Raw genomic sequence first — 21120 nt, 5'->3', positions numbered from 1 at the left:
GATAGGCGGACGCCCGTGCGCGCCGGGTCCTGCCATGGGAGGAGGCCACCTCCTCCCACCGGCCACGATGTCCGGCCCGTGGAGGGAGTCGGGAACCCGGGTCGGGCGGCGAGGGTGAGGGGCATGGATACCAATGCGCATACGGCCACGAGTGCCAACGCGGACGCAGAGTCCACAGCCATGGGGCGACGGTCCCTCCTCGGTGGTGCGGCCGCTCTGGGGCTGGGGAGCGTGGCCTTCGGCACCACCGCCCACGCGACCGGCGCCCAGTCGAGGTCCCGTACCAAGGCCGGCCGCTTCCAGGGAAAGTCCGTGCTCATCACGGGTGGCACATCCGGCATAGGCAGGGCGGCGGCGAAGGCGTTCGCCCTTGAGGGCGCCCATGTCGGATTCTGTGGCAGACGAGCCGAGTTGGGGCGCCAGGTGGAACGCGAGATCCGGGACGCGGGCGGCGAAGCCACGTACATCGAGGCCGATGTCCGCGTGGACGCCCAGGTTCGCGGCTTCGTGGACCGAGTCGCGAGCCGTTACGGCGGCATCGACGTCGCCTTCAACAACGCCGGCATCGGCGGCGGCAAACTGCCCCATGAGATGAGCGTCGAGGAGTGGGACGACGTCCAGGCCACCAACGCCCGGGGAGTGTTCCTCGCGATCAAGTACGAGATTCCGCACATGCTCAAGGCGCAGCGCGGCGTCATCATCTGCACCTCGTCATCAGCGGCCGAACAAGCGCGGCCGAACAGCGCCGCGTACACCGCGAGCAAGCGGGCGGTGCAGGGCATAGTGAAGTCCGCAGCCCTCGCGTACGGACCCAAGGGAATCAGGCTCAACGCCCTGCTGCCCGGCACCACCGACACCCCCTTCGTCCGCCCGCCGGGAATCCCGGACGCGGACTGGGCGAAGTACAAGCAGGCGTGGGGACCGCTCAACGTCGACGGTCTCGAACGGATGGCCGAAGCCGAGGAGATCGCGCGGGCGGTGCTCGGGCTCGCGTCCGACGACTTCCCCTACATGACGGGTGCGTCGATCACCGTGGACGGCGGAAGCACCGCGGGCCGGAAGCTGATCCAGCCGAGCCGTACGTGAGGCTGGGGCCTTCCCCGGAGGAGCGCGGAATCATCGGAATGGCCTCGACGACACGACAGCGCGGGGTCTCCACCCAGATGGCGGAGACCCCGCGCTGTGCGGCCCCGGCACTGCTCACAGGCCATGCATCGGACCGCTGACCCGAAAGCGGCCCTAGCCGTTGCTCGAGGTCAGCGAGGGCTGAGGAGGCAGAACTCGTTGCCTTCCGGATCGGCCAGAACCGTCCAGGAGATTGCGGACTGGTCGATACCGGGGTCGGTGGCGCCCAGAGCGCGCAGTCGGGCTTCCTCTACTGCCAAGTCGTCACCGGGGTAGGGACAGACGTCGAGGTGGACCCGGTTCCACACGCTCTTCGTGTCGGGGGTGCGGACGAACTCCAGGTAGGGGCCCACGTCCTTGGCGGAACGCATGGTCGCGTGGTCGTCGGTGACCTCGTGCAGCGTCCAGTCCATCGCCTCGCCCCAGAACCGGGCCATCCCCCGTGGGTCGGTGCAGTCGACCACCACGGCGGCGATCGGCCCGGTGTCCCGGTAGATCGGACGGGGCTCCAGGACGCAGAACTCATTGCCCTCCGGGTCGGCCATCACCGTCCAGGGGACATCGCCCTGACCCACATCGGCGAGCGTCGCGCCGAGACCCTTCAGGCGCGCGACCAACTCCGCCTGCTGGGCGGTCGAGGTGGTGGCCAGATCAAGGTGCACCCGGTTCTTCACCGTTTTGGGTTCCGGGCGGGCGATGATGTCGATGCAGACGGCCACGGGGTCGGGGTAGACGAAGCCCAGGGGTTCGAGGTTGGTCACGCCGGGTCCCTCACTGTCGACACCCCAACCGAGTGCCTCTGCCCAGAACCGTCCGAGCACGGAGTCGTCCTGGGCCTTCATATTGATCTGCACGAGTCTCGTTGCCATGTCTCGGATCCTAGAAGCTGCCGCCGGCCAAGGTCACGGCGGCTCGGGTGACGAGGGCTGGACGAAGCCGGAACCGGATCCCACTGGTCAGCTGCGTGAAAGCAGCGCAGACCCCACCTTGGCGCCGGCCCGGAATCTCGTCCAGGGGAACAATCGTGACCACGCCCGCGGCCGGGCAGCTGCTCATGCCGCAGCCGCCGTCCGGCCAGGCGACGGACCAGTCCCGGCCTGCGACCTGGCCTCCTGGGGACGACTTGGCGTGGTCTGCCGGGGCGCGCATGCTCGTAGGTGGGGCGCTCCCACTGGAGGTGCGTGATGACGCTGTCGGAGATCACGGAGAGTGTGCACGTGGATGCCTCGCCGGACGAGGTGTGGGCGGTCGTGACGGACGTACGGCGGCACACGGAGTTCGCCGGACCGAAGAGCATCACCAAGGAGATCGAATTCGACGGTCCGCTGGAAGTCGGGACTCGCTGGATGGCGCACGAGAAGTTCGGGCCGTCGAGGTTCGATGCGCCGTCGGAGGTGACGGCGATCGACCGGGGGCACGACTTCGCGTGGGTCTCGTTCCCTCCGATGAAGGAGGAGAACCGCGGGGCCGGTGGCCGCGCGTACTGGGACTACCACCTGGAGCCCGAGGACGGCGGCACCCGCCTCTCCCACCACATGCGGGTGGAGGAGCCCGCCAAGGGCGCACTGCCGTTGAAGGCGATGTACATGGTGCTGAACCTCCCCAAGAAGCAGCGCGAGGCCATCCTCACGACGCTGGGGAACGTCAAGGAGGCGGCGGAGCATCCGCACCCCACCCGGTGAGCCGGCGGCCGGTACGCCGGCGAGGCCAGCCGGTTCCGGCCGGCCTCGCACCGACTGGGGTCGAAGCGATCAGCGGCGGTGCCGTCTGCGCGGATCACCCCAGGATGGCTACGAGACCGCCTTCTCGGCGGACGCATCCGGCGCGGCGGCCAGGCGGTGCTTGCGCTTGGGCATGTGGAAGGTCGGGTGCACGGTGGCCCACAGCGAGATCTTGAGGATGCCCGCCTTGATCCGTGCGGCCTTCCGGCCGCCCATGTACTTCGGCTTTGCCCGCGCTTCGTTGTCGACCATCTGCAGGATCCCGTCCTGCCTCCCGAGGCTGATGTGGTTGCCCGGGTACCCCAGCTTGACGTGTCCGATCTTGCGGCCGGTCAGGCGTCCCACGATCGCCTCCGTGGCCTGGCGTCCGGTGTAACCGGCCGAAGCGCAGGACATCGGCATCGGCCGGCCGTTGTCGCCGATGGCATGGGCGCTGTCGCCGACGGCGTAGACGTTCGGGTGCGAGACCGACCGCATGGTGCGATCGACGACGATCCGACCGTGCTCGGTGACCTCCAACCCGCCCGCGGCGGCGATGGGGGCGACGGTGAACCCGGCCGTCCACACGGTCGCGTCGGACGCCGGCGCGGCACCGTCGGCGCACAGCACCCGCGCCGCTTCGACGGCTTCGACCTCGGCGTGCTCCAGGACGGTGATGCCCAGCCGGTCGCAGGCCTCGCGCAAGTGGCTGCGGGCTCCGGCGGAGAGCCGGGCGCCCAACTCGCCGCGGGCGACCAGCGCCACCGACAGGCCGGGCCGGGATTCAGCGATCTCGGTGGCGGTCTCGATGCCGGTCAACCCGTCGCCGACGACCACCACACTCCCGCCCTCCCGCAGGCTGTCCAGGCGCTCGCGCAGGCGCAGCGCGGAGGGCCGGGCGGCGACGTCGAAGGCGTGCTCGGCGACAACCGGGAACGCCGCGAGTGTCACCGTGGCTGCCGAGCGCGTAGAGGAGCGTGTCGTAGCCGAGCTCGCCGCCACCGTCGGTGTCGGCCACGGCGACGACCTGGCGCTCGGGGTCGACGGCGGTGACACGGGCCACGCGCAGCCGTACCCCCGTGCCCGCGAAGACGTCGGCGAGCTGCGGAGCCTCGATCTCCTGGCCGACCGCGAGCTGGTGCAGCATCAGCCGCTGGACGAAGTCCGGCTCGGCGTTGACCACGGTGACCTCGGTGTCCGCCGGGGACAGTCGGCGGGCCAGCGTCCCGGCCACGTACGCCCCGGCATAGCCGGCGCCGAGGACGACGATGCGGTGCTTCATGAGGTGCTCCTGTCGGCTGTGCTCGAGCGGTCGGTGATACGAGGCAGGGGAAGCTGGAGTGACGATGACGATGACGAGGCGGCGGGCGTGAGGGTGGCGCCGCGGCGGGCGCGCAGGCCGCCGGCGAGACACAGCGCCCCACCGAGTACGAGCCAGGTCGCCAGGACGAGGACGGAGTCGGCGGCGCCGTGGCCGTCGAAGAACGCCGTGGAGCGCAGCAACTGACCACCCGCCCCTGGCGGCAGCAACTGGCCGAGCGCACCGGACCAGCCGGGCAGCATCTCGGGGGCGGTCGAGGTGCCTGACAGGGGATTGCCGATGAGCATCATGGCGGCGCCGCCGAGACCGAAGCCCGCGTACCCCAGCAGTGCCTCCAGCCCGAGGATGCTCAGGGCGATTGCCGCGATGGTCAGGGCGATGGCGCCGGAGTTGGCGAAGTAGGAGCCGCCCAGCGAGCCGAGCCAGAACTGCAGGATCGCCGCCAGGGCCAGGCCGCCGGTGATCGCGAAGGCGAGCGCTCCCGTGACCCGGCGTGCAGCGCCGCGAACGAGTCTGGTCAGTACCAGCGCTGCGAGCAGACCGCCCATGACCAGGGGCAGGGCTCCGGCGGCCAGGCCGACGCCGCGCGGGTCGTCGGCCGGCAGGGCGACGAGGTCACGGACGGGGGACGTCGTGCCGGCGCCCTGCGGCTGCGCCTGGCCGAGCCCCGCCGCGACGCTCTGCAGGGTCTGGGCGACCGCCGCGCCGGCGGCCGAAGCAGTGATGACCTGCGGGGTGCCGGAGCTGACGTCGATCGCCCCGTACACCTCCCGGTCGCGTATCAACCGTTCGGCGGCCGCGGTGTCGGCGACCTCGGTGATCGCGAAGCCGTCCGGCAGACGCCGGCCCAGCGTGGCGCTGACCTGCCGGGCCGCGGCGGGCGGCCCGGCGACGGCGATCGGCACATCGTGAACGTACGACCGCACCGACGGCCAGGCGAAGGCGGTGAGCAGCACACTGACGAGTGCCGTGAGCAGGACGACTGCCCTGGCCACCTTCGGCCAGGACGACGGCTGTATGTCGGCTGCGCGTGGGGCTGGAGTGTCCATGCCTCTTCCTCGGGTGGAGTGTTCACGTCTTTTGGTGGTGGTGGGGGGGCTGAGCCGGTGGGCATCCGGCGTGTTCATCGCAGGGTGAACGGGGTTTCGGAGGTGACCGTGTGTCGGCCTCTCGGGGTCGCGGACGAAGTAGCGGCCGGTGATGTGGGCGTCCTCGACGCGGTCGGCCTCGGTCCCCCTGTTCGAACTCTGGTCAGGCCGCCCGCTACGCGGTGGTCGACGCTGTGCCGGGCTTCGCCTGCAGCAGCTGCCGACGGTGGTCGCCCTTGGGCCAGGTGTGCGAACCGGGCTTGCTCGCCTCCTTCATGAGGTGCTTGACGCTGAACCGGCAGGAAATCTCCTTGAGCTTCGCGCCCGCGCTGCCGCTGACGTAGAGCCTCTTCGCGGTGTCGTCCTTGCCCGCGAGCTGGAAGACGGCGGCGTGGCGCCCCAGGCTGATGCACATGGCGGGGAACGACAGGTCGATGGGTGCGGGGCGCTTGCCCGCGATGCGGTTGAGCACCGTGTCGGCGGCGTGTGCGCCCAGGCAGCCCGCCGCGTAGGCACTCATCCGGAACGGCAGGTCCGACGGTGCGGCCGAGTCGCCGGCGGCGACGATTCGCTCGTCGTCGACGCTTGTCAGCGTCTCGTCCGTGAGCAGGCGACCGGCCGAGTCGGTGCTCAGCCCGCTACGCGCGGCCAGGTCGGGCACGCCGAATCCGACGGTCCAGATGGTGACCTCGCTCGGCAGCTCGCGGCCGTCGGCGAGGTGCACGGCGTGTTGCGTCACCGCCGTGGCCTTCGTGTCGGGGCCGTCGAGCACGGTCACCCCGAGCCGGGCGAGGCGCTTGGCAGCCGTGCGCCGGGCCCGGGGGTGCAGGTAGGGGCCGAGTACGCCTCCGCAGAGCAGGGTCACACGGCGGCCCTGCTCCCCCAGTTCGGCGGCGGTCTCGATGCCGGTCGGGCCGCCTCCGACGACCGTCACCTCGGCCGTCGCGGGCGCGGCGTCGAGGACCGACCGGAGCCGCTGAGCGGCCTCCAGGGTCGCGATTGGGTGGGCGAATTCGGCCGCCCCGGGCACGCGCGGTTCGGCGCCGACGCTGCCCGCCGCATAGACCAGGTGGTCGTAGCCGACCGTGCCGCCGCTCGCCAGCTCGATCCCGCGCCCTGCCGCGTCGATCCGGGTCACGTTGTCGACGACCAGCCGGATGCCGTCGGCGAGGATCTCTCTGTAGTCGACAACCGCGTCGTGAGATCCGCCCACCAGCTGATGCAGGCGCAGGCGCGGGACGAAGACCGGGCGCGGGTTGATCAGGGTCACGGTCACGTCGTCGCGCTGCGTCAGGCGGTTGGCCGCCATGACACCGGCGTACCCGCCGCCGATCACGACGACATCGATGTTCTCGGTCATGGTCTCTCCTTCGTTCTTCGGGGTTCGGCCTCAAGACACCGCGTCGTCGGCTGCTGTGACAGGGCAGGCCTGAGCCGGATCACTCCGCGGGCGTGGCCGAGTGATCATCCGTGATGTTGTAAGTAAGTGGTTACTTCTGTCAAGATGTCGCCATGGGAACGCGCAGCACGGCAACACAGCGACGTATCGAGGCCGTTGAGGCCGGCATGCGGGTGTTCGCCGACCACGGGTTGACGACGGCGGCGGTACAGCGGATCGCGGACGAGATCGGCGTGTCACAGCCGTACGTGTTCCGGCTGTTCGGGAGCAAGCGCGCCTTCTTCCTCGCCTGTATGGACGAGATGGAGGTTCGCGTTCGCGAGGTCTTCCGGCAGTCGGCGGCGGCCGCTCCGGAGCAGCCGTTCGAGGCGATGGGCGCCGGCTTCCGCGACCTCATCGCCGACGGCGTCATCAGCGGGTTGTGGATCCAGTCGTGCGCCGCGGCACGAGGCGACGAAGCGATCGCGGCGCGGTGTCGCACGTTCCTCGCCGGCGTCCTGGAGGAAGTCGACCAGGTCACCGGGGCAGGAGCGGACGCCTTGGCGCAGTTCCTCGGGACCGGCTCGCTGGTCATGGTGCTGCAGGCGGTGGGCGCAGATCTGACCGCGGGCAGCCAGGGGGCCATCGAGGTGCTCCGCGCGGAGGGGAGCTCTGCCGTGCCGGCGCCCGACGAGACGATGGACGCGGCATCCGCGGCCTCCGCGCCGTCCGCCGCCTCCGTTTCGCCGTCCGGGTCGGACAAGAAGGCGGCGCGATGAACCTCCCCCTCCTGACGCTTCCGGTCGTTGCGGCCCAAGCGCTGTGGGTGCGCGCCCGGGCCGAGCCCTTGCCCGCGCCCGGAGGCGCGGCCACGGGGTGCGCCGGAGCCGAGAACCGCAATCCTCTCCGCGTGGCCATAGTCGGCGAGTCCACCGCGGTGAGCTACGGCGCGGAAACCCACGACGAGGGCTTTCCCGGCGCGTTCGCTCGCGAACTCGCCGCCCGGACAGGCGCGTTCGTCGAGTGGGAAACGGTCGGGCGGTACGGCGCGACCGCCCGGCGCATCCGCCACCGCGTCGTACCGGAGCTCGGGGACGGCCTGCACGTCGCCGTCCTCCTCGCCGGCGTCAATGACGTGCTCGCGAGGCGCTCACCGGCCGATTGGGGCGCCGACCTCACCGCCATCGTGGACGACCTCTGCAAGCGCGCCGAACGCGTCGCGGTCGCGGGCATCCCGCCCTTCAGCGCCTTCCCGTCGCTCCCCGACACGCTGGCCCGCCACCTCACGCGGCGCGCCGGCGCCCTCGACGAAGTCTCCCGCCTGATATGCGCCGAGCGCCCGCAGGCGACGTGGGTCCGCTCCGACGACATCCCGGCCGACCCCGAGTTCTTCGCCCGCGACGGCTTCCACCCCGCCGCCATCGGCTACCGCCGTTGGGCCCAAGCCGTCGCGGACCGACTACCCCTGTGATCGCCGCGGCGCAACATCATTTTCACGAGCCCGGCCTACGTGGAGCCCTGCCTTCCATGAGCGTGACCGTCTGATCACGAACGGACCGAGCGATAACCGAGGAGGACGACCGGGACATGGACCAGACGCTCGCGGAGATTCTGGAAGCTGCGACACAGGGGCGGTTCCCCCCACCGGACGGACGCACAACAGTGGTGCCGCAACCAAGCCATCGCGACGCAGGGGTGATTGCGTTTACCGCACACTCCGTGGTGTTCACCGACGAGGACCCGGAGTGGGTTCGGGCAACACTGGCTTCCCTGGACTGCGACGACTTGGCCGCCACCATGAACCCGCGCTTCCTGGCAGCGTTCCTGGGTCGTACAGGCAGGTCGAACGACACGATCGACCTGCTCACGGTTGCCACCCCACTGCCGGGCGAGCCGCCGCTGGACCTCAAGGAAATCGCCGATCCGGACCATCCACGGGTGGTGAGGGCGCGCAAGCGCCGTGACGGCGTGCGCGTGTGGGCCACCGCCGGCGGAGTGCTCGTCCTCGGTCGGGGCGTCGCGGGCCGCTGGGAGGCGGCGATCGAGGTGGATGAGGAGATACGCCACCGCGGCCTGGGCCGAGCACTGGCCACTGCCGCCCGCCATCTCGTACCCGGCGGAGAACCGGTCTGGTCCCAGCAAGCCGCCGGGAACGCCCGCAGCATCCGCGCCTTCCAGGCCGCGGGATACCGGCCAGTCGGCGCCGAGGCGCTGCTCATCGCCTAGACGAATAAGTCCGATGTGTTCAGTGATCGAATGCGATGAGGGAGCGCATGGTGGGTGCTCCGGTCTTGTGGTTGCGCCAGATGGCCGCGGCCATGGCGAGGATGCGCTGGGCGACGCGGACGGCGACGCCCTCGGGAGTGCGCCCGCCGTGCTGTTCGAGGTCCAACTGGCCCTTGAGGGTGTCGTTCACGGACTCGATCAGCTGCCGCACCGATTTGAGCAGTCCCTCGCCCGAACGTTTCTTCTCCCGCTTGAACGAGGGCCGCAGCAGCGTGATGCCGCGCACCGTGAGGTCGTTCTCGAACTCCTTGGACGCGAAGCCCTTGTCGGAGATCAGCAGCAGTCCAGGCCGCTCTGCGACCAGGCCCGCGTCGATGTCGAGCATGGCCTGCAGCACCTCGCGCTCGTCCATCTTCGGATTGGCCAGGGCCCACAGGATCGGCATCCCGGTGGGAGTTCAGACCATGTACAGGCGCAGGCCCCAGAAGAACCGGGAGTGGGAGGCGCAGTACCCGTACCCGGCCCAGCCGACCATCTGGGAGCGTTTTACCGTCAGCCGCGACATCCCGCACGGCACCGGCGTGGAGTCGACGATCCAGTGGTTGTCGAACCAGAAGTCCGTATCGACGGCGAGCATCCGTATCGCCTTCTTCACCAGCGGCAACGCGGCTTTGAGTCGCTTGTTGTACCCGGACTGCTGCGGCAGATACGGAAACATCGAGGCTCGGCGTGTGCGCGCGTACCGCAGCCAGCGCGCCTCGGAATGGAACCCCAGCAACGCCTGCGCGACCGCGAGCGTGACCAGTTCGGCATCGCTCAACTGCGGCGGGCGGACAGCCCATCCATCGCTCTGTCTCCCGCTCGTCGTCGATCTTCACATACAGTGCGGTCAGCACGGCATCCAGTTCATTCGTCACAGAACGATCTTGAATGCCCTGTCCGCATTCCCGGATGGGTGTAGCTCTTCCAGAAGGACCGTGCCGATCAAGCAGTTAGGTCGGATCGGTGCTCGTAGCGGGCTTGGTGGACGCGTTCGTCCCCCACGATCGAGCTCCGCTGCCTAATGCCATTCGGTCATATTCGCCTCTCCGCTCAGTAGGCGTTCGGCCGCCCGAGCAGCCGCATTCAGGCGCTGCTCGGCGTCGGGGACGTGCGCCGCCAGCGCGGTGCCGGTCAGGAGCCGTGTTTCGGCTCGCGGCACCGACAACGTCGTAACTGCCAGTGGTGTCGGCTCAGATTGGGGCCCGGCGCCGGGCGGCGCGTTGGTGGTCTCGGCCGCGGTCCCGTCCTGGGAAAGCACTGGCTCCCCGCTATGCTCAGCGTCGTGATGGTGCACCGATACGTTGGGTAGCGATGCAACCGGTCCGGGCGGCTCCTGCAAATGGTCAGGCCACAGCCGCTCGTCGATACCACGCACAATAAGCCCCTCGCGCGGGTCGGCATCAATGCGTGCAATGAAGGCGAATATCAGCGCCAGTACATGGAGACACGTCATCTCCCGTTTGCTGCAGCTACAGTGATTGCGCATAAGATCCGCAGGCGTCGGCCGGAGCCAGGCTCGCAATCTCGCATCCGCGAGCCAATGGCGTATCTGTTCAGACGGTGGGTCGGTGCGGTCTACCGGTGCGAGCGCCTCGTGCAGCAGCAGCTGCGGGTCGGCCATGCCGTGGAACGGAACGGATATGCTCGCCTCGTACTCGATGCCCGGGAGCTCCGCGACACTCGCGGCAAGGTGCCCGGGGAGCACTCGCAGCTCTCGGACCGTGCCCTCATCCACGAGCTGTAGACCCCGGGCCTGAGGTGCCGGCTCCCAGCAGCAGGCGTGCAGCGCTCCGGCCCAGTCGCGTGCAAGAGGGTGAGCGAAGCGTCCAATGGCGGTGGTCATGCGACGTCCTCTCGTAGCAGTGTCAGGTCGTCCAACTCGGCATTGGTCAAGCGGGCAAGCATGCTCTCCCCGGATGCGATCACACTGCTCGCCAGTGCTCGTTTGCTCTGGATGAGATCGGCGATCCGCTCTTCGATGGTTCCGCGGGTGATGAAGGTGTGGACCTGCACCGGGCGGCTCTGGCCGATTCGGTGCGCACGGTCCGTCGCCTGGTCTTCGGTCGCAGGGTTCCACCAGCGGTCGTAGTGGATCACCTGCGTCGCCCGGGTGAGGTTGATGCCCACCCCGGCCGCCTTCAGCGACAGCAGGAATACAGGAGCCTCGCCGTCCTGGAACCGGTCCGCGCGCCTGGCGCGCTCGGGCGCCGGGACACTGCCGTCTATGCGCAGGAATTCCATGCCCCGGCTTCGCAGATATGCGCCGATGAGATCGAGCATGGCCGTGTACTGCGAGAACACGAGGACCGACTCCCCGGCGCCGATCGCCTGCTCCAGGAGTTCGTCCAGCAGCTCCAGCTTTCGGGACTGATTCACATGCGGATAGCCCGAGCCCATGTAGTGCGCTGGGTGGTTGCAGATCTGCTTGAGCTTGGTGACCAGTGCCATGACTTCGAATGGCCGCAGATGTTCGTCCGCCCGCATTATTCGGTCCATGCCCTCGCGCCGCATCGCCTCGTACAGCGTCACTTGGCGCCGGGTCAGTCCGACCCTGTGCTCAGTCTGGGTCTTCGGGGGAAGTTCGGGTGCGATCCGAGGATCGCTCTTCAAGCGCCGCAGGACGAAGGCCCCGGTCAGGCGAGCCAGCCGATCCGTTGCGGCTGCGGCGGCTGCAGGGTCGTCACTGGATTCGATTGGATCAACGAACCGCTCTCGGAACGAGCTCCGCGAACCGAGCAAGCCTGGGGTCGTCCAGTCCAGGATCGCCCACAGATCCTGCAACCGGTTTTCGACGGGAGTACCGGTAAGTGCTACGCGCACCTGCGAGTCGAGCGCACGGATCTGCGTGGCCGCCTTGGCTCTAGGATTCTTTATCTTCTGGGCCTCGTCCGCAGCTACCAGACCCCACTTCGTCCGCCCGAGCTCACGGTCGGACAGCAGCCCGTACGTCGTGACCACGAGCTCGTCCGGACGCAGACCGCCCAGGTAGCGCGAGGGCCCGTGGAATCGGCGCACTGGAACCGCCGGCGCGAACCTGCGGACCTCCCGCTCCCAGTTGTCCACGACCGCAGCCGGGCAGACTACGAGTGTTGGTCCGGGGTCGGCAAGCTGACTGCGCAACTGCAAATGAAGCGCGATCAGTGTGATCGTCTTACCGAGCCCCATGTCATCCGCCAGGCAGGCGCCCAGGGACAGCCCACAGCGGTCGGCCAGCCACGCCAGCCCCCGACGCTGGTAGTCGCGCAATGATGCGTGCAACCCGGCGGGCTCAGGAAGCGGAACCAGCTCCGCGTCCTGTCGTCCGAGCCGGCGCAGCTGGTCCAGAGACGAACCCGCGGCAAGGCATGGCACGCTCTCCCCGTCGACCACCAGCTCACCAGAGAGCAGCGCGCTGAGCGCGTCCATCGGTGTGAGGCTGACGGCGACGCGGCGACGCGCCCGGCTCAGGGACTGCTCGTCGACCAGGATCCAGCGCTCGCGCAACCGGACCAGTGGACGGCGGGCCTCGGCGAGCTGATCCATCTCATCGTCGGTGAGCGGAACCCCGTCCAGGACCAACCGCCAGCGGAAGTCACGCAGGATCTGCTCCACTGTGGTTGCGCTGGGTCGCGCCTCGTCAGCGTCCAATCTCACAGTCAGGCTGGCGGCCCACTCGGCGGGCAGGTGGACCGCGATACCGGACAGTCGCAGGCGGCGGACGGCTGAGGAGAGCAGCTCATTGAGTTCCACCTCCGCCAATGCGATGGTGTAGCCCTCCACGCTGTTTAGTAGCCGACACAGTGGCGGCCACGGTTCGTTGAGATCGGCGACGGTTGCCCGTGCTTCCGCCAGCGGATCAGGCCCGAACCACTCGGCGAGTGCTGGCTTCGCCTGGAGCAGTTCGTCCGCGTCAAGAAGCAGCGAGGGGTCGGCCAGGCTACGGAGCTGAAGCACCAGGTCAGCGTGGATGGGAGTAGCATCCGCCCCGGAGCTGGGGGGTATCCCCTCGGCTGGCACAATACGGAGTTCCACCGCGACCGCCGCATCAGGGGATGATGGCAGGCCCGCGGTGATGCCCACGGTCAGCATCGTGTCCACGACGGCATCCATGAACGAGCTCACCAACTCTTCCGCGGACGGCGGCTCGCTATCGGCCGAGCCGGTGAGGAGACCGGTGCGAGCGTAGGGGGAGAAGGACGCGGTCAGCTTCGGCTGCGCTCCCAGCCGCCAACTGATCACACCATCCGTATCCTGGTAGGTACCGACATTGCGCTGCACGATCTGCTCGAGCGCCAGCCGCGCGGCAAGCGACCAGCTCACCAGACCAGGATGATAATCCCCGGGGCGCTCCCAGACCTGGGCCAGCACAGGCAACATGTCCTGCACCGACACTTCGTATGTCTCGATCGTGATCGCCCGGAAGCCCTTCGGCCCCAGCGCGACCACAGACAATGTCCGGCGGCGGTCGAACGGCACCGCGAGGTCCTGCCCGTCCGGGCGCCACAACGCGAAGGTGCTATCCCTCGGAGGAGTGGCCTCCAGAAACATCGCCGCTAGCCTGCGACAGTCCAGCTGCTCCGCCGCCCCAGGCATAGCGACCACACCCACGTCCCACTCCTACTCCTAAGGCTCCACCTGGACCTTGCTCACAGTGGTCCGGCTCACAAGATCCTAGGTTGTCCGGCTATCTACCCAGCAGCCGTGTCCGCTCCATGGACAGGCCGGAATGACGAGGCTCCGCGCCACGGCCCGCGATCACGGCGCGGACACACCACAGCTCTGCGCGAGTTCACGTGCGCCGCGAATACGAACGCGTCCACCAAGCCCGCTACCAGCACCGATACGACCTCACCGCTTGATCAGCACGGTCCCTCTGGAAGAGCTACACCCACCCCAGCCCGGAGGCCCATGAGCCACCGCCGTGGTGGAGCAAGGAGGTCCCGCTCAGCGCGCACGCCAGGCCGAAGCCTGCATACAGCACCGCCCACAGCATCGTTGCCCCAGGCCACCCAGCGCGGCCATCGCTGCCACCAGGCGCTCCAGAGCGCCTTCATCGTCCGTTCAACACTGGTCATGTTCTGAACGTCGCATCGACCGAGGCGGGGTGGCGTCAGCCGCCGGAACGATTCCCCCCTCCCCCAGCCGGCTGAATCACCCGTGCGGCCAAGGCATGGCCTACGGAGCGTGACGTCTCAATTGGCCGTCCGTGGAAAATCCGGACTGGCCGCTGTCACGTATTCCCAGTGTTGAAGCCGGAAGGTGCGGTCCGCTTCGCTGGCCACCCAGCCTTGCTTGCGTGCCTCGGAGTCACGTGTGGTCTGCCTGGGGGTGACGTCCACGAACGCCCGGCGGTCAGTCCGCACTGATGGGACCTACGTGCGTGGATCGGGTACTCAACGGGCCCGTCGCGCATGTCGCGCGACAGGCCCGTCACTTGAGTGGCCGGGGCGGGATTTGAACCCGCGACCTCTGGGTTATGAGCCCAGCGAGCTGCCGACCTGCTCCACCCGGCGACCTCCACCGTAAGACGGCAGTGCCCGCGGGCGCGAGCGATTATCCGGGTGGTTCCCGTGCCGTGGGCGGCTCGCGACTCGACGTACCCGCCGCGACCCTCACCCGCACCCTCGGCATCGGCATGGACATCGACATCACCGTCGTCGTGAAATGGCAGCGGGCCGCCGCCGGCGACTGGGTCACCCCCGCAGCCGACGTCAGCAGAAGGCTGTCAGATCAGAATTGAAGCCAAGAGGAGGACAGCTCATGGGCGTTTACGTGTCGATCAGAGGATGGCTGGAGTGCGACGAGACACAACTCGTCGCCGTCCGCAAGGTCATTTCGTCCTATGAAGACAATCACTACTCCAACGGGTGGGGCTCACCACGCCAGCACACCAACTGGACCCACTACGTCTTCTACGGGGCTGACATCCGTGCGTCGGCCCTGGACTGGTTCGTCGATCAGATCAAGGAGATCGCTCGGATCCCCGCTTCCGACGACGACGGAGACCTCGTCCAAGGTCTGTTCTTCGTCGGTCATGAAGTCGATGGAACGAGCGAATGGCAGGTCCGCGATGGCCGGCTATTCACATCGCCGGCCGACACCAGACACCGATTCCTCGACGGCTAGCCACCCATTACGAGAGTTCCAATACTCGACTCCACCATTAGCGGCGCGCCAGGACTAGGTCGTGATGTCATTGCGCAGGACGTACGGGATGCCCTGCAGACACAACGGTCCGCAACCGGCCGAGGCCCCGGCGACCGTTCCGGCCAGGGTGGGCGGCAGCGGTTCGATCAGAGCCCACAAGACGTCGTCCACGGTCCAAGACCGAGCACTCACGCCATCATGAACGGCCGAATCGTCACACCGGTCACGGCTGACCAAAGGACTTCAACAAAATCCTTTACGAGCTCTTATGTCTGGATCCACCGCCTCAGCGCCTCGACCGTGTTCTCAGGCCCCGTGTTGAAGCACAACCGGATCCCAGGCGCCGCCTCGGTGAGGACGTTGACCAGCCGCTCGAACAAGAGGGTGTTCTCCGGCAGCAGACGTATGCCACCGCCGATCATCGCCAAGTCGAACTCATGCTCCTGGAGATGCTCCCGGACCGTCGTCTCGGCGCGGTCCGGAGAGGTGTCGACCAGGCACAGGACAGCATCGAACCCTGCCTCCAGCAGCGCCGCGTTCCCAGCGGCAATCCGGGCGGTGAGCACCGCCTCGTCGAGACCGTCGGGCATCCGGCTGTAGTCCAGCGCACTCGGATGCAGTCCGATGGAGAGTAGCTTCGTGTCCCTCGGCATAGGGGTTGACGTCGTCGGCCTGCCCATGGGCGGTGCCCTCTCTGCTCGCATCGGTGGTGCTCTTTCCGGTGGATCAAAGAAGTCAGGCGGATGACCTTCTCATCTTCGACCAGCTGCACCGAATCCTGCTCGCTGAGCTGAACGCCGTCGGCGAGCTCGACTGGTGGCGCGCCCGCGCTCGCTGGGCTGCCGGCGCTACTCGGGCTTGGCCCCGCCCGGTCAGCGCTCGGGCGGGGCCTCCGTCTTGGCCGCCGTCTGAACGGCCTTCTCCACCTCATGCCGCGACAGACCCGCCTCCTTCGCGTACGCGGTCACCGCAGTCTGAACCGCGTTGACGGCGTCCAGCCACGGCTTCCACCCCTCCGCGCTGGACTCGCGGGTCGCCGCCTCCAGCCGCGCCAGGTTCGCCTCGCGCTGGAGCCGGATCAGTTCGTCAGGAAGTTCGATCGCCACCGCGCGATCCTACGAGCCGGCGTCCCGATCACCGGCGGGGCCCACGCTCCACACGTTGGCGCCGCCGCCACGCCACTCGATCGGCGGCCACAACTCCTCATCCAGCCAGCCCGCGCGTTGCAGGAACTCGACCACGTCCTCCATGCGGTACGCCTTGCCGAGCGGCCGGTCCTCGCCGTGGACGTGTGCGACGACCCGGCGGCCGCCGGACGGGGCGACCGGGTGGACGACGATCTGTGTAAGGTCCGGCATGCGTCCACGATGCGGCCGGACGACCCCGGACGCATCCGGACAGACCCACTGGGACGGCACACGCAGCTCGGCCACCGCCCACTGAACGCGGGCGGCCGGCCACGCCCCACGAGCGCGAGCAGCTCCAGGCCACGCCGCGGCCGTCCTAGTCGGCGAGATAGTGCCGATCCTCTCCGAGAGATCATCCTGCCTACCTAATGGCTGTCGTGCCCTGAACTCGGCGGACCCCACGTATCACGGGAGGGCTCGACGAGGTCACGAGTGCCATCTGACGCTGGGTGAGCCGTGGTGCCGGCCTCGTCGGACTCACTGCCTTCGACTGCGGGGCGGCGATCCACGGCGTACGACTTCCCTGGCCCGACGACGCGATCGGGACCACTTCCGCACGCTCTGCAGGAGGGGGCGCAGGGCGATCAAGAATTCGTGGACCTGCTTGATCAAGCCCTGGAGAACGAAGAGCAGCACCGAAGCGACACCGCCCCACGCGAGAATAAGAATTGTTGCCTGCGTATCCATGGGTCCGACACCTCATCCGCATAAGGGTGATCGAACCGAGGTCATACGCATGGCAGGTCTCAGCTCAACCACCATGCTTGTCCGCACAGGAACGTTGAGTGAGGCCCTGCCGACGCAGGCCGTGTATTCAGTTAGCCACTTGACACTGCCTGAGCAGTGCCCATCCAGCGGACGTCGGACCGCGCTCCCCCAAGCCGGGTTGTCGGTATGTGGACCGGCGTGAATGCAGAGGCCGACCACAGGGCCGGTGGCAAGAAGTGCCGACTGCCGATCCCTACCGATGAAACACCGGGCGCCCAGGCGTGACCCCAGGCACATCAACACCGTAGAGGCGGAACGAGTTTGATCGCAATGCCCGTGCGCGCTGTTGCCGCCCCGGGGCAGTCGAAGTTGTGCCCGGAGCGACGACTCGTGAAGAGAGGTTTGTTCTGCGCGGTCGCACTCGGGCGGCCGCGCAGAAGTCCAGGGCCTGCAGCGGCGCTCGAAGGGCCAGGCGGCAGGCGGCAGGGACCGGCTCGATCAACTCCCAGCGGGCGTCGGGCGGATCACTCGGCTACGCGGTGCGGGCTGCTGCCACGCGGGCTGGGCCCGGCATCGCTCTCCAGCGGTGCACGCATCGTCGCGGCCGAGCGCCCGGCGAACCGGCCGCGCGCTGCCGGCCAACGATCCAGATCAGGAACTGGGGCTCAGCGAGCGCAGTCTGTCGGCGACGTCGTAAACGGTCAGGCGCAGGGCGCGGATGTCGTTGATGAGGTCGCGCCACGGTTCGAAGGCGTCGTCCACGGTCTTGCCGGAAGCCCGGATGTAGGCGACGGCGACGCCGTAGCCGAAGTATTCGTTGCGGGCCGGCAGCGGGCGCAGGAGCACGATCTGCTCCAAGAGGGCTGCGGCCCGCCAGTATGCGTCGGGTTCGTCGGTGGCCAGCGCCGGGGTGTTCACGCGGTGGCGGGCGACGGCGGCGACCAGACCCGAGTAGTCCAGGACTCCCAGGTCTTTGCCGAGGAGTTCTTCCTGCCGGTCCAGGAGCCAGCGGATGTCGATGTGCAGATCCAAGGCTCAGGCCGCCCGGCGCGCGCTCGCGGCCGGCGGGAGTCCGCCGAACTCGGTGTCGAAGGCGTCGGCGATGCCGGGCCGGCGGACGGCTTCGCGGAAGGCGGCGGTGGCCCGGCCGAGGGCGAGCTGGTTCTCCTCCTCGATGGCGAGTTCGGCCAGGTAGGCGCGGACGCTCTTGCCGTGAGCGGCCGCGAGGGCGGCGAGGCGGTCTCGGGTTTCGGAGTCGATCTTCACGGTGGTGTCTGCCATGCCTTCGAGTATGCACCTATGCATACCTTTGCGAATACCCCTTCGGAGGTGTGACTGAGCGTCGCCGTTGGCCCGTCCGGCCAACCACGACGCTCACGGTCTGAGACGAATGGTGCGGGGCGCGGCCTGGATCGGATGTCGAGGCCGCCGACCATGGCCGCCAGGTCAGGGTGCCGCGGGTTCCGGGCAGGCGGAGAGGAGTACCCGGGCGCGGTTTCGGAAGGCTTCGTCCTGGCGGATGACGCGTTCTTCGACCCCCGAGCGGATCACCCGGGCGTCGCCGTCGGCGAGAGCGACAAGTCGGCGCACGTGGTCGCTGGTCAATGCGTCGGGGCCGAGTGCTTCCAGGGCGTCGCAGGCGCCCGTCGGATCGGCGTCCGATTCGGCCGACCGCAAGGCGGCCTCGGCGAGCGCGGTACGGTCCAGCGAGGCGGGTTCGGCCACGGCCGCGAGGGCCAGCACCGCGGCCGGCGCCTGTGCCGGATCGTCGAGGACGGCTTCCAGGCGGGCGGCGAGCGGCCGTCCCGCGGGGCCGAGGAGGACCGTCGTGCGGGCGGCCCGCACCACCGACCACCGGGACCAGGGGTTCTGTTCGGCGCGCGCGAAGACCGAGTCCAGAACGGCAACCACCCCGTCCGCGTCCCCCGTGACACGCCACAGAGCCTCAGCGAGGGCCGTGTCCGTATCCAGCGCGGGCGTGGTGTCGCCGTCCGTGCCGCTGAGCGCCTCGCGGAGGGCAGGCGCAAGCGCCGCTGCCCGGGGACCGAGCGCACCAGCCATCCTGGCGGCGTCCCTGAGCCGGCCGGCGCCCCGCCGGAGGTCCTGTTCGAGGCAGTGCAGCAGGGGCGCGATCTCGCCGTCGAGGTCGTGCAGGACCTTCGCCGCGGGGAGGGCTCCCGGCTCGGCCGCCACCGCCCGCAACGAGGTGACGGCCCGGGCGCGGTCCGCCGGGGCGCAGTCGGCGGCGACGGAAGCGATGGCTCGGGCGGCCTGGGCGGGAAAGTGCGGGAGTGCCGCGCACAGCTCGGGCAACGCCGGCGCTGCCTCGGCGCCCCACCCCGCCAGCAGGTTCGTCAGCTGCCAGGGTTCGTTGCCGCTGAGGGCCTCGGGCCGGGCAAGGCGGGCGCGGACCGCGTCGAGGAGCTCGCCGTCGTACGGGAAGGCGGAGTCCTCCGGGCTGCGGAACCCGGCGGCGGCGTCGAGGGCCCGCGGGCGCCGCCCGAGGCCGGCGGCCAGGAGCGGGGTCGACTGCGCGGGCGCGACGAGTACAAGCGCGGCCAGGGCCCGGTCCGCATGGTCGTCGTCGTGGTCCGGGTTCCGTCCGGCAAGGGGGGCGAGGATGTCCGCGGCCGGTGCGGCGACGCTGCCCAGCCGGCCCAGGAGGGACGACATGACGACCACCGACTCCTCGTCCACGGCCGCCGCTCGCAGGTTCCACACCAGTCGCCGCGGGGCACTGCGGGAAAGCATGCAGGCGCGGTCCGCCGCCCAGAGGCCTTCGGCCCGCACCTCGGCCCGAGCGTCGTGCAGGGCTGCGTCGATCAGTGCGAACGCCACCTTGCGCTCCTTGCGGCGACCCCGGCCCAGGAGTGCCTCGATGACGGCGGCCAGCGGCTCGCCGCGTTCGAGGTCGAGATCGGAGCGCAGGTGGTCGGCCGGCAGAAGGGACAGCATCGTCGTGTGCATGGGCTCGGTCCACGGAGCGCCCGCGTCGAGGGAGGCGAACACGGCGGCCATGCGCACCTCGGCCGGCTGGGACGGGTCCAGGACTGCGGCGGCCGCCGCCGCTCCGCCCTGCGGGTCGAGCCGCGCGATGCCCGCCAGGACCTCCGCGCGTGCGGCGGGTTCGGGTTCCTCCTCCCAGCGCGCGCGGAGGGCGGGGAGCGCAATCGCGATCGCGCGGGTGTGGGACACCGCCCAAGCCGCGATCCGGCGGACCTCCGGCTCCGGGGAGGCCAACAGGGGCAGTAGCAAAGGGAGCCGGTCCGCCACGGCCGCCCGGACCGCGCCCGGTGCCACGCCGTACTCGTCCTCGCTCTCTGCCATGCCGCCGAGCAGCGCCAGGACGTCTGCCGTGCGGTGGCCGGCTGCCGCGATCTCGGCCAGGAACGGCACCGCCTCCGCGCTGGCGGCGTAGACCGTCCCCTGGTGCAGAACGCTCCCGTACAGCTCGGACAACGCCTCATCCGCCGCATCCGCGTCGGCTCCGGTCAGAGCGCGCAGCAGATCGGGAATGTCCTCCGCGCTGCCGTACGCATGGGAGAGGGAAGACCAGTGGCGGACATCCAGACCATCGAGCAGGTGTACGAGATCCATGCGGAGCATCGTGCCGGCCACCTCTGACATCACCCGGCCACCCGCGGCGCTCCCCCGGGGGTTTGCGCGGGGCGGGCCACGGGCGTTCTTACGGCGCGGGAGTCGCGGGTACCTGCGGAGCACGAGTCGGGGGTTCCTGCCTGGCCGGTGGGTGGCATGCGGCGCGGGTGTCGTCTTCCTCCGTGCGCGGCCAGTACCGTCCTTCGAGGGCCTCGGCGCTGCGGTTGAGCCGGACCAGGACGTCCTCCAGCTCCCGCACTTCCTCAGGGGACCAGCCGGCGACCACCCGGGCCAGGCAGGACTGGTTGACCTCACGGTCTTCGGCGAGCCGGCGCCCGCCGTCAACGGTGATGCGCAGCTTGCGGGCCATGCCGCCTTCCGGGTCCGCGACGCGTTCGGCCAGTCCGCAGCGCAGCAGTGCGGCCGTCTGGCGGTTGACGGTCGAGGTATCGAGCCCGAAGGCCTCTGCCAACTGCCCTATGGTCATGGGGCCTTGTGTGTCGATCCGGCTGAGCAGCAGGTACGCCGACCGCTCCAGGCGTTCGGGGTCGCGCTCGCGCCGGGCCAGCACCTGGTGCCGCGAGAGCAGCATCAGCTCCCGCTCCAGTTTCTCCAGCACTGC

General features: G+C 69.3%; 20 protein-coding genes, 1 tRNA gene and 2 pseudogenes. 7 read left to right on the top strand and 16 right to left on the bottom strand.

Going from position 1 to position 21120, the window contains the following annotated elements:
* Positions 1 to 123 precede the first annotated feature (123 nt).
* Positions 124 to 1086 carry an SDR family NAD(P)-dependent oxidoreductase gene (locus OG625_RS37165; RefSeq protein ID WP_329389784.1) on the top strand — a complete coding sequence of 321 codons (963 nt, stop codon included), beginning with the start codon at positions 124 to 126 and terminating at the stop codon, positions 1084 to 1086.
* A 170-nt stretch (positions 1087 to 1256) separates the two neighbouring features.
* Here the strand turns inward: OG625_RS37165 and OG625_RS37160 are convergent, their stop codons facing one another.
* Entirely contained in the window at positions 1257 to 1994 is a 738-nt protein-coding gene (locus OG625_RS37160; RefSeq protein ID WP_329389782.1) for a VOC family protein, read from the bottom strand.
* Positions 1995 to 2309: 315 nt separating this feature from the next.
* On the opposite strand from OG625_RS37160, the gene OG625_RS37155 reads away from it, so the two are divergent.
* The gene (locus OG625_RS37155) at positions 2310 to 2807 is read left to right on the top strand and encodes an SRPBCC family protein (protein ID WP_329389780.1); all 498 of its coding nucleotides are present in this window, start codon (positions 2310 to 2312) and stop codon (positions 2805 to 2807) included.
* A gap of 108 nt (positions 2808 to 2915) precedes the next feature.
* On the opposite strand, the pseudogene OG625_RS37150 reads toward OG625_RS37155, so the two are convergent.
* From OG625_RS37150 to OG625_RS37140, 3 genes and pseudogenes are all read right to left on the bottom strand, one after another.
* A pseudogene (locus tag OG625_RS37150) lies at positions 2916 to 4107 on the bottom strand (NAD(P)/FAD-dependent oxidoreductase).
* Complete coding sequence (locus OG625_RS37145) at positions 4104 to 5195, bottom strand: hypothetical protein (protein ID WP_329389779.1); 1092 nt, start codon at positions 5193 to 5195, stop codon at positions 4104 to 4106. The pseudogene OG625_RS37150 and the gene OG625_RS37145 overlap by 4 nt, the downstream one beginning before the upstream one ends.
* Positions 5196 to 5409: 214 nt before the next feature.
* Positions 5410 to 6594, bottom strand: a complete 1185-nt coding sequence (locus OG625_RS37140; protein WP_329389777.1) for an NAD(P)/FAD-dependent oxidoreductase — start codon at positions 6592 to 6594, stop codon at positions 5410 to 5412.
* A gap of 152 nt (positions 6595 to 6746) precedes the next feature.
* Here OG625_RS37140 and OG625_RS37135 point away from each other — a divergent pair, with 152 nt between their 5' ends.
* From OG625_RS37135 to OG625_RS37125, 3 genes are all read left to right on the top strand, one after another.
* Positions 6747 to 7391, top strand: a complete 645-nt coding sequence (locus tag OG625_RS37135; RefSeq protein WP_329389775.1) for a TetR/AcrR family transcriptional regulator — start codon at positions 6747 to 6749, stop codon at positions 7389 to 7391.
* Entirely contained in the window at positions 7388 to 8083 is a 696-nt protein-coding gene (locus OG625_RS37130; protein WP_329389773.1) for an SGNH/GDSL hydrolase family protein, read from the top strand. The genes OG625_RS37135 and OG625_RS37130 overlap by 4 nt, the downstream gene beginning before the upstream one ends.
* A gap of 116 nt (positions 8084 to 8199) precedes the next feature.
* Positions 8200 to 8838 (top strand): GNAT family N-acetyltransferase, encoded by a 639-nt coding sequence (locus tag OG625_RS37125; protein ID WP_329389771.1) that lies wholly within the window; start codon positions 8200 to 8202, stop codon positions 8836 to 8838.
* Positions 8839 to 8857: 19 nt separating this feature from the next.
* Here the strand turns inward: OG625_RS37125 and OG625_RS37120 are convergent.
* The 4 genes and pseudogenes from OG625_RS37120 to OG625_RS37105 all read right to left on the bottom strand — a co-directional run bounded on the left by OG625_RS37120 (position 8858) and on the right by OG625_RS37105 (position 14372).
* A pseudogene (locus tag OG625_RS37120) lies at positions 8858 to 9755 on the bottom strand (IS982 family transposase).
* Positions 9756 to 9898: 143 nt separating this feature from the next.
* On the bottom strand, positions 9899 to 10723 hold the full coding sequence (locus OG625_RS37115; RefSeq protein WP_329389768.1) for a hypothetical protein: 825 nt from the start codon (positions 10721 to 10723) through the stop codon (positions 9899 to 9901).
* Complete coding sequence (locus OG625_RS37110) at positions 10720 to 13407, bottom strand: DEAD/DEAH box helicase (RefSeq protein ID WP_329389766.1); 2688 nt, start codon at positions 13405 to 13407, stop codon at positions 10720 to 10722. The genes OG625_RS37115 and OG625_RS37110 overlap by 4 nt, the downstream gene beginning before the upstream one ends.
* A gap of 891 nt (positions 13408 to 14298) precedes the next feature.
* Positions 14299 to 14372 (bottom strand) — tRNA-Met (locus OG625_RS37105).
* 62 nt (positions 14373 to 14434) lie between these two features.
* On the opposite strand from OG625_RS37105, the gene OG625_RS37100 reads away from it, so the two are divergent.
* A complete protein-coding gene (locus OG625_RS37100; RefSeq protein ID WP_329389765.1) occupies positions 14435 to 14599 on the top strand; it encodes a hypothetical protein in 165 nt (54 codons plus the stop codon).
* A 20-nt stretch (positions 14600 to 14619) separates the two neighbouring features.
* A complete protein-coding gene (locus tag OG625_RS37095; RefSeq protein ID WP_329389763.1) occupies positions 14620 to 14985 on the top strand; it encodes a hypothetical protein in 366 nt (121 codons plus the stop codon).
* A gap of 54 nt (positions 14986 to 15039) precedes the next feature.
* Here the strand turns inward: OG625_RS37095 and OG625_RS37090 are convergent, their stop codons facing one another.
* The 8 genes from OG625_RS37090 to OG625_RS37055 all read right to left on the bottom strand — a co-directional run bounded on the left by OG625_RS37090 (position 15040) and on the right by OG625_RS37055 (position 21090).
* Entirely contained in the window at positions 15040 to 15198 is a 159-nt protein-coding gene (locus tag OG625_RS37090) for a hypothetical protein (RefSeq protein ID WP_329389761.1), read from the bottom strand.
* A 74-nt stretch (positions 15199 to 15272) separates the two neighbouring features.
* On the bottom strand, positions 15273 to 15686 hold the full coding sequence (locus OG625_RS37085; protein WP_329389759.1) for a hypothetical protein: 414 nt from the start codon (positions 15684 to 15686) through the stop codon (positions 15273 to 15275).
* 192 nt (positions 15687 to 15878) lie between these two features.
* A complete protein-coding gene (locus OG625_RS37080; protein WP_329389757.1) occupies positions 15879 to 16112 on the bottom strand; it encodes a hypothetical protein in 234 nt (77 codons plus the stop codon).
* 9 nt (positions 16113 to 16121) lie between these two features.
* On the bottom strand, positions 16122 to 16364 hold the full coding sequence (locus OG625_RS37075) for a hypothetical protein (RefSeq protein ID WP_329389755.1): 243 nt from the start codon (positions 16362 to 16364) through the stop codon (positions 16122 to 16124).
* Positions 16365 to 17552: 1188 nt separating this feature from the next.
* A complete protein-coding gene (locus OG625_RS37070; protein ID WP_329389754.1) occupies positions 17553 to 17933 on the bottom strand; it encodes a toxin Doc in 381 nt (126 codons plus the stop codon).
* Positions 17934 to 17936: 3 nt separating this feature from the next.
* Positions 17937 to 18182, bottom strand: coding sequence for an antitoxin MazE7 (locus tag OG625_RS37065; protein ID WP_329389752.1), 246 nt, complete (start codon positions 18180 to 18182; stop codon positions 17937 to 17939).
* A gap of 165 nt (positions 18183 to 18347) precedes the next feature.
* Positions 18348 to 20498, bottom strand: coding sequence for a hypothetical protein (locus tag OG625_RS37060; protein ID WP_329389750.1), 2151 nt, complete (start codon positions 20496 to 20498; stop codon positions 18348 to 18350).
* A gap of 88 nt (positions 20499 to 20586) precedes the next feature.
* Positions 20587 to 21090 carry a MarR family winged helix-turn-helix transcriptional regulator gene (locus OG625_RS37055; RefSeq protein WP_329391264.1) on the bottom strand — a complete coding sequence of 168 codons (504 nt, stop codon included), beginning with the start codon at positions 21088 to 21090 and terminating at the stop codon, positions 20587 to 20589.
* Positions 21091 to 21120 lie beyond the last annotated feature (30 nt).

The sequence above is a fragment of the Streptomyces sp. NBC_01351 genome, assembly GCF_036237315.1.
Lineage (GTDB): Bacteria > Actinomycetota > Actinomycetes > Streptomycetales > Streptomycetaceae > Streptomyces.
Note: the sequence above shows the minus strand (reverse complement) of the source record. Positions and strands in the feature narration are given on the sequence as shown.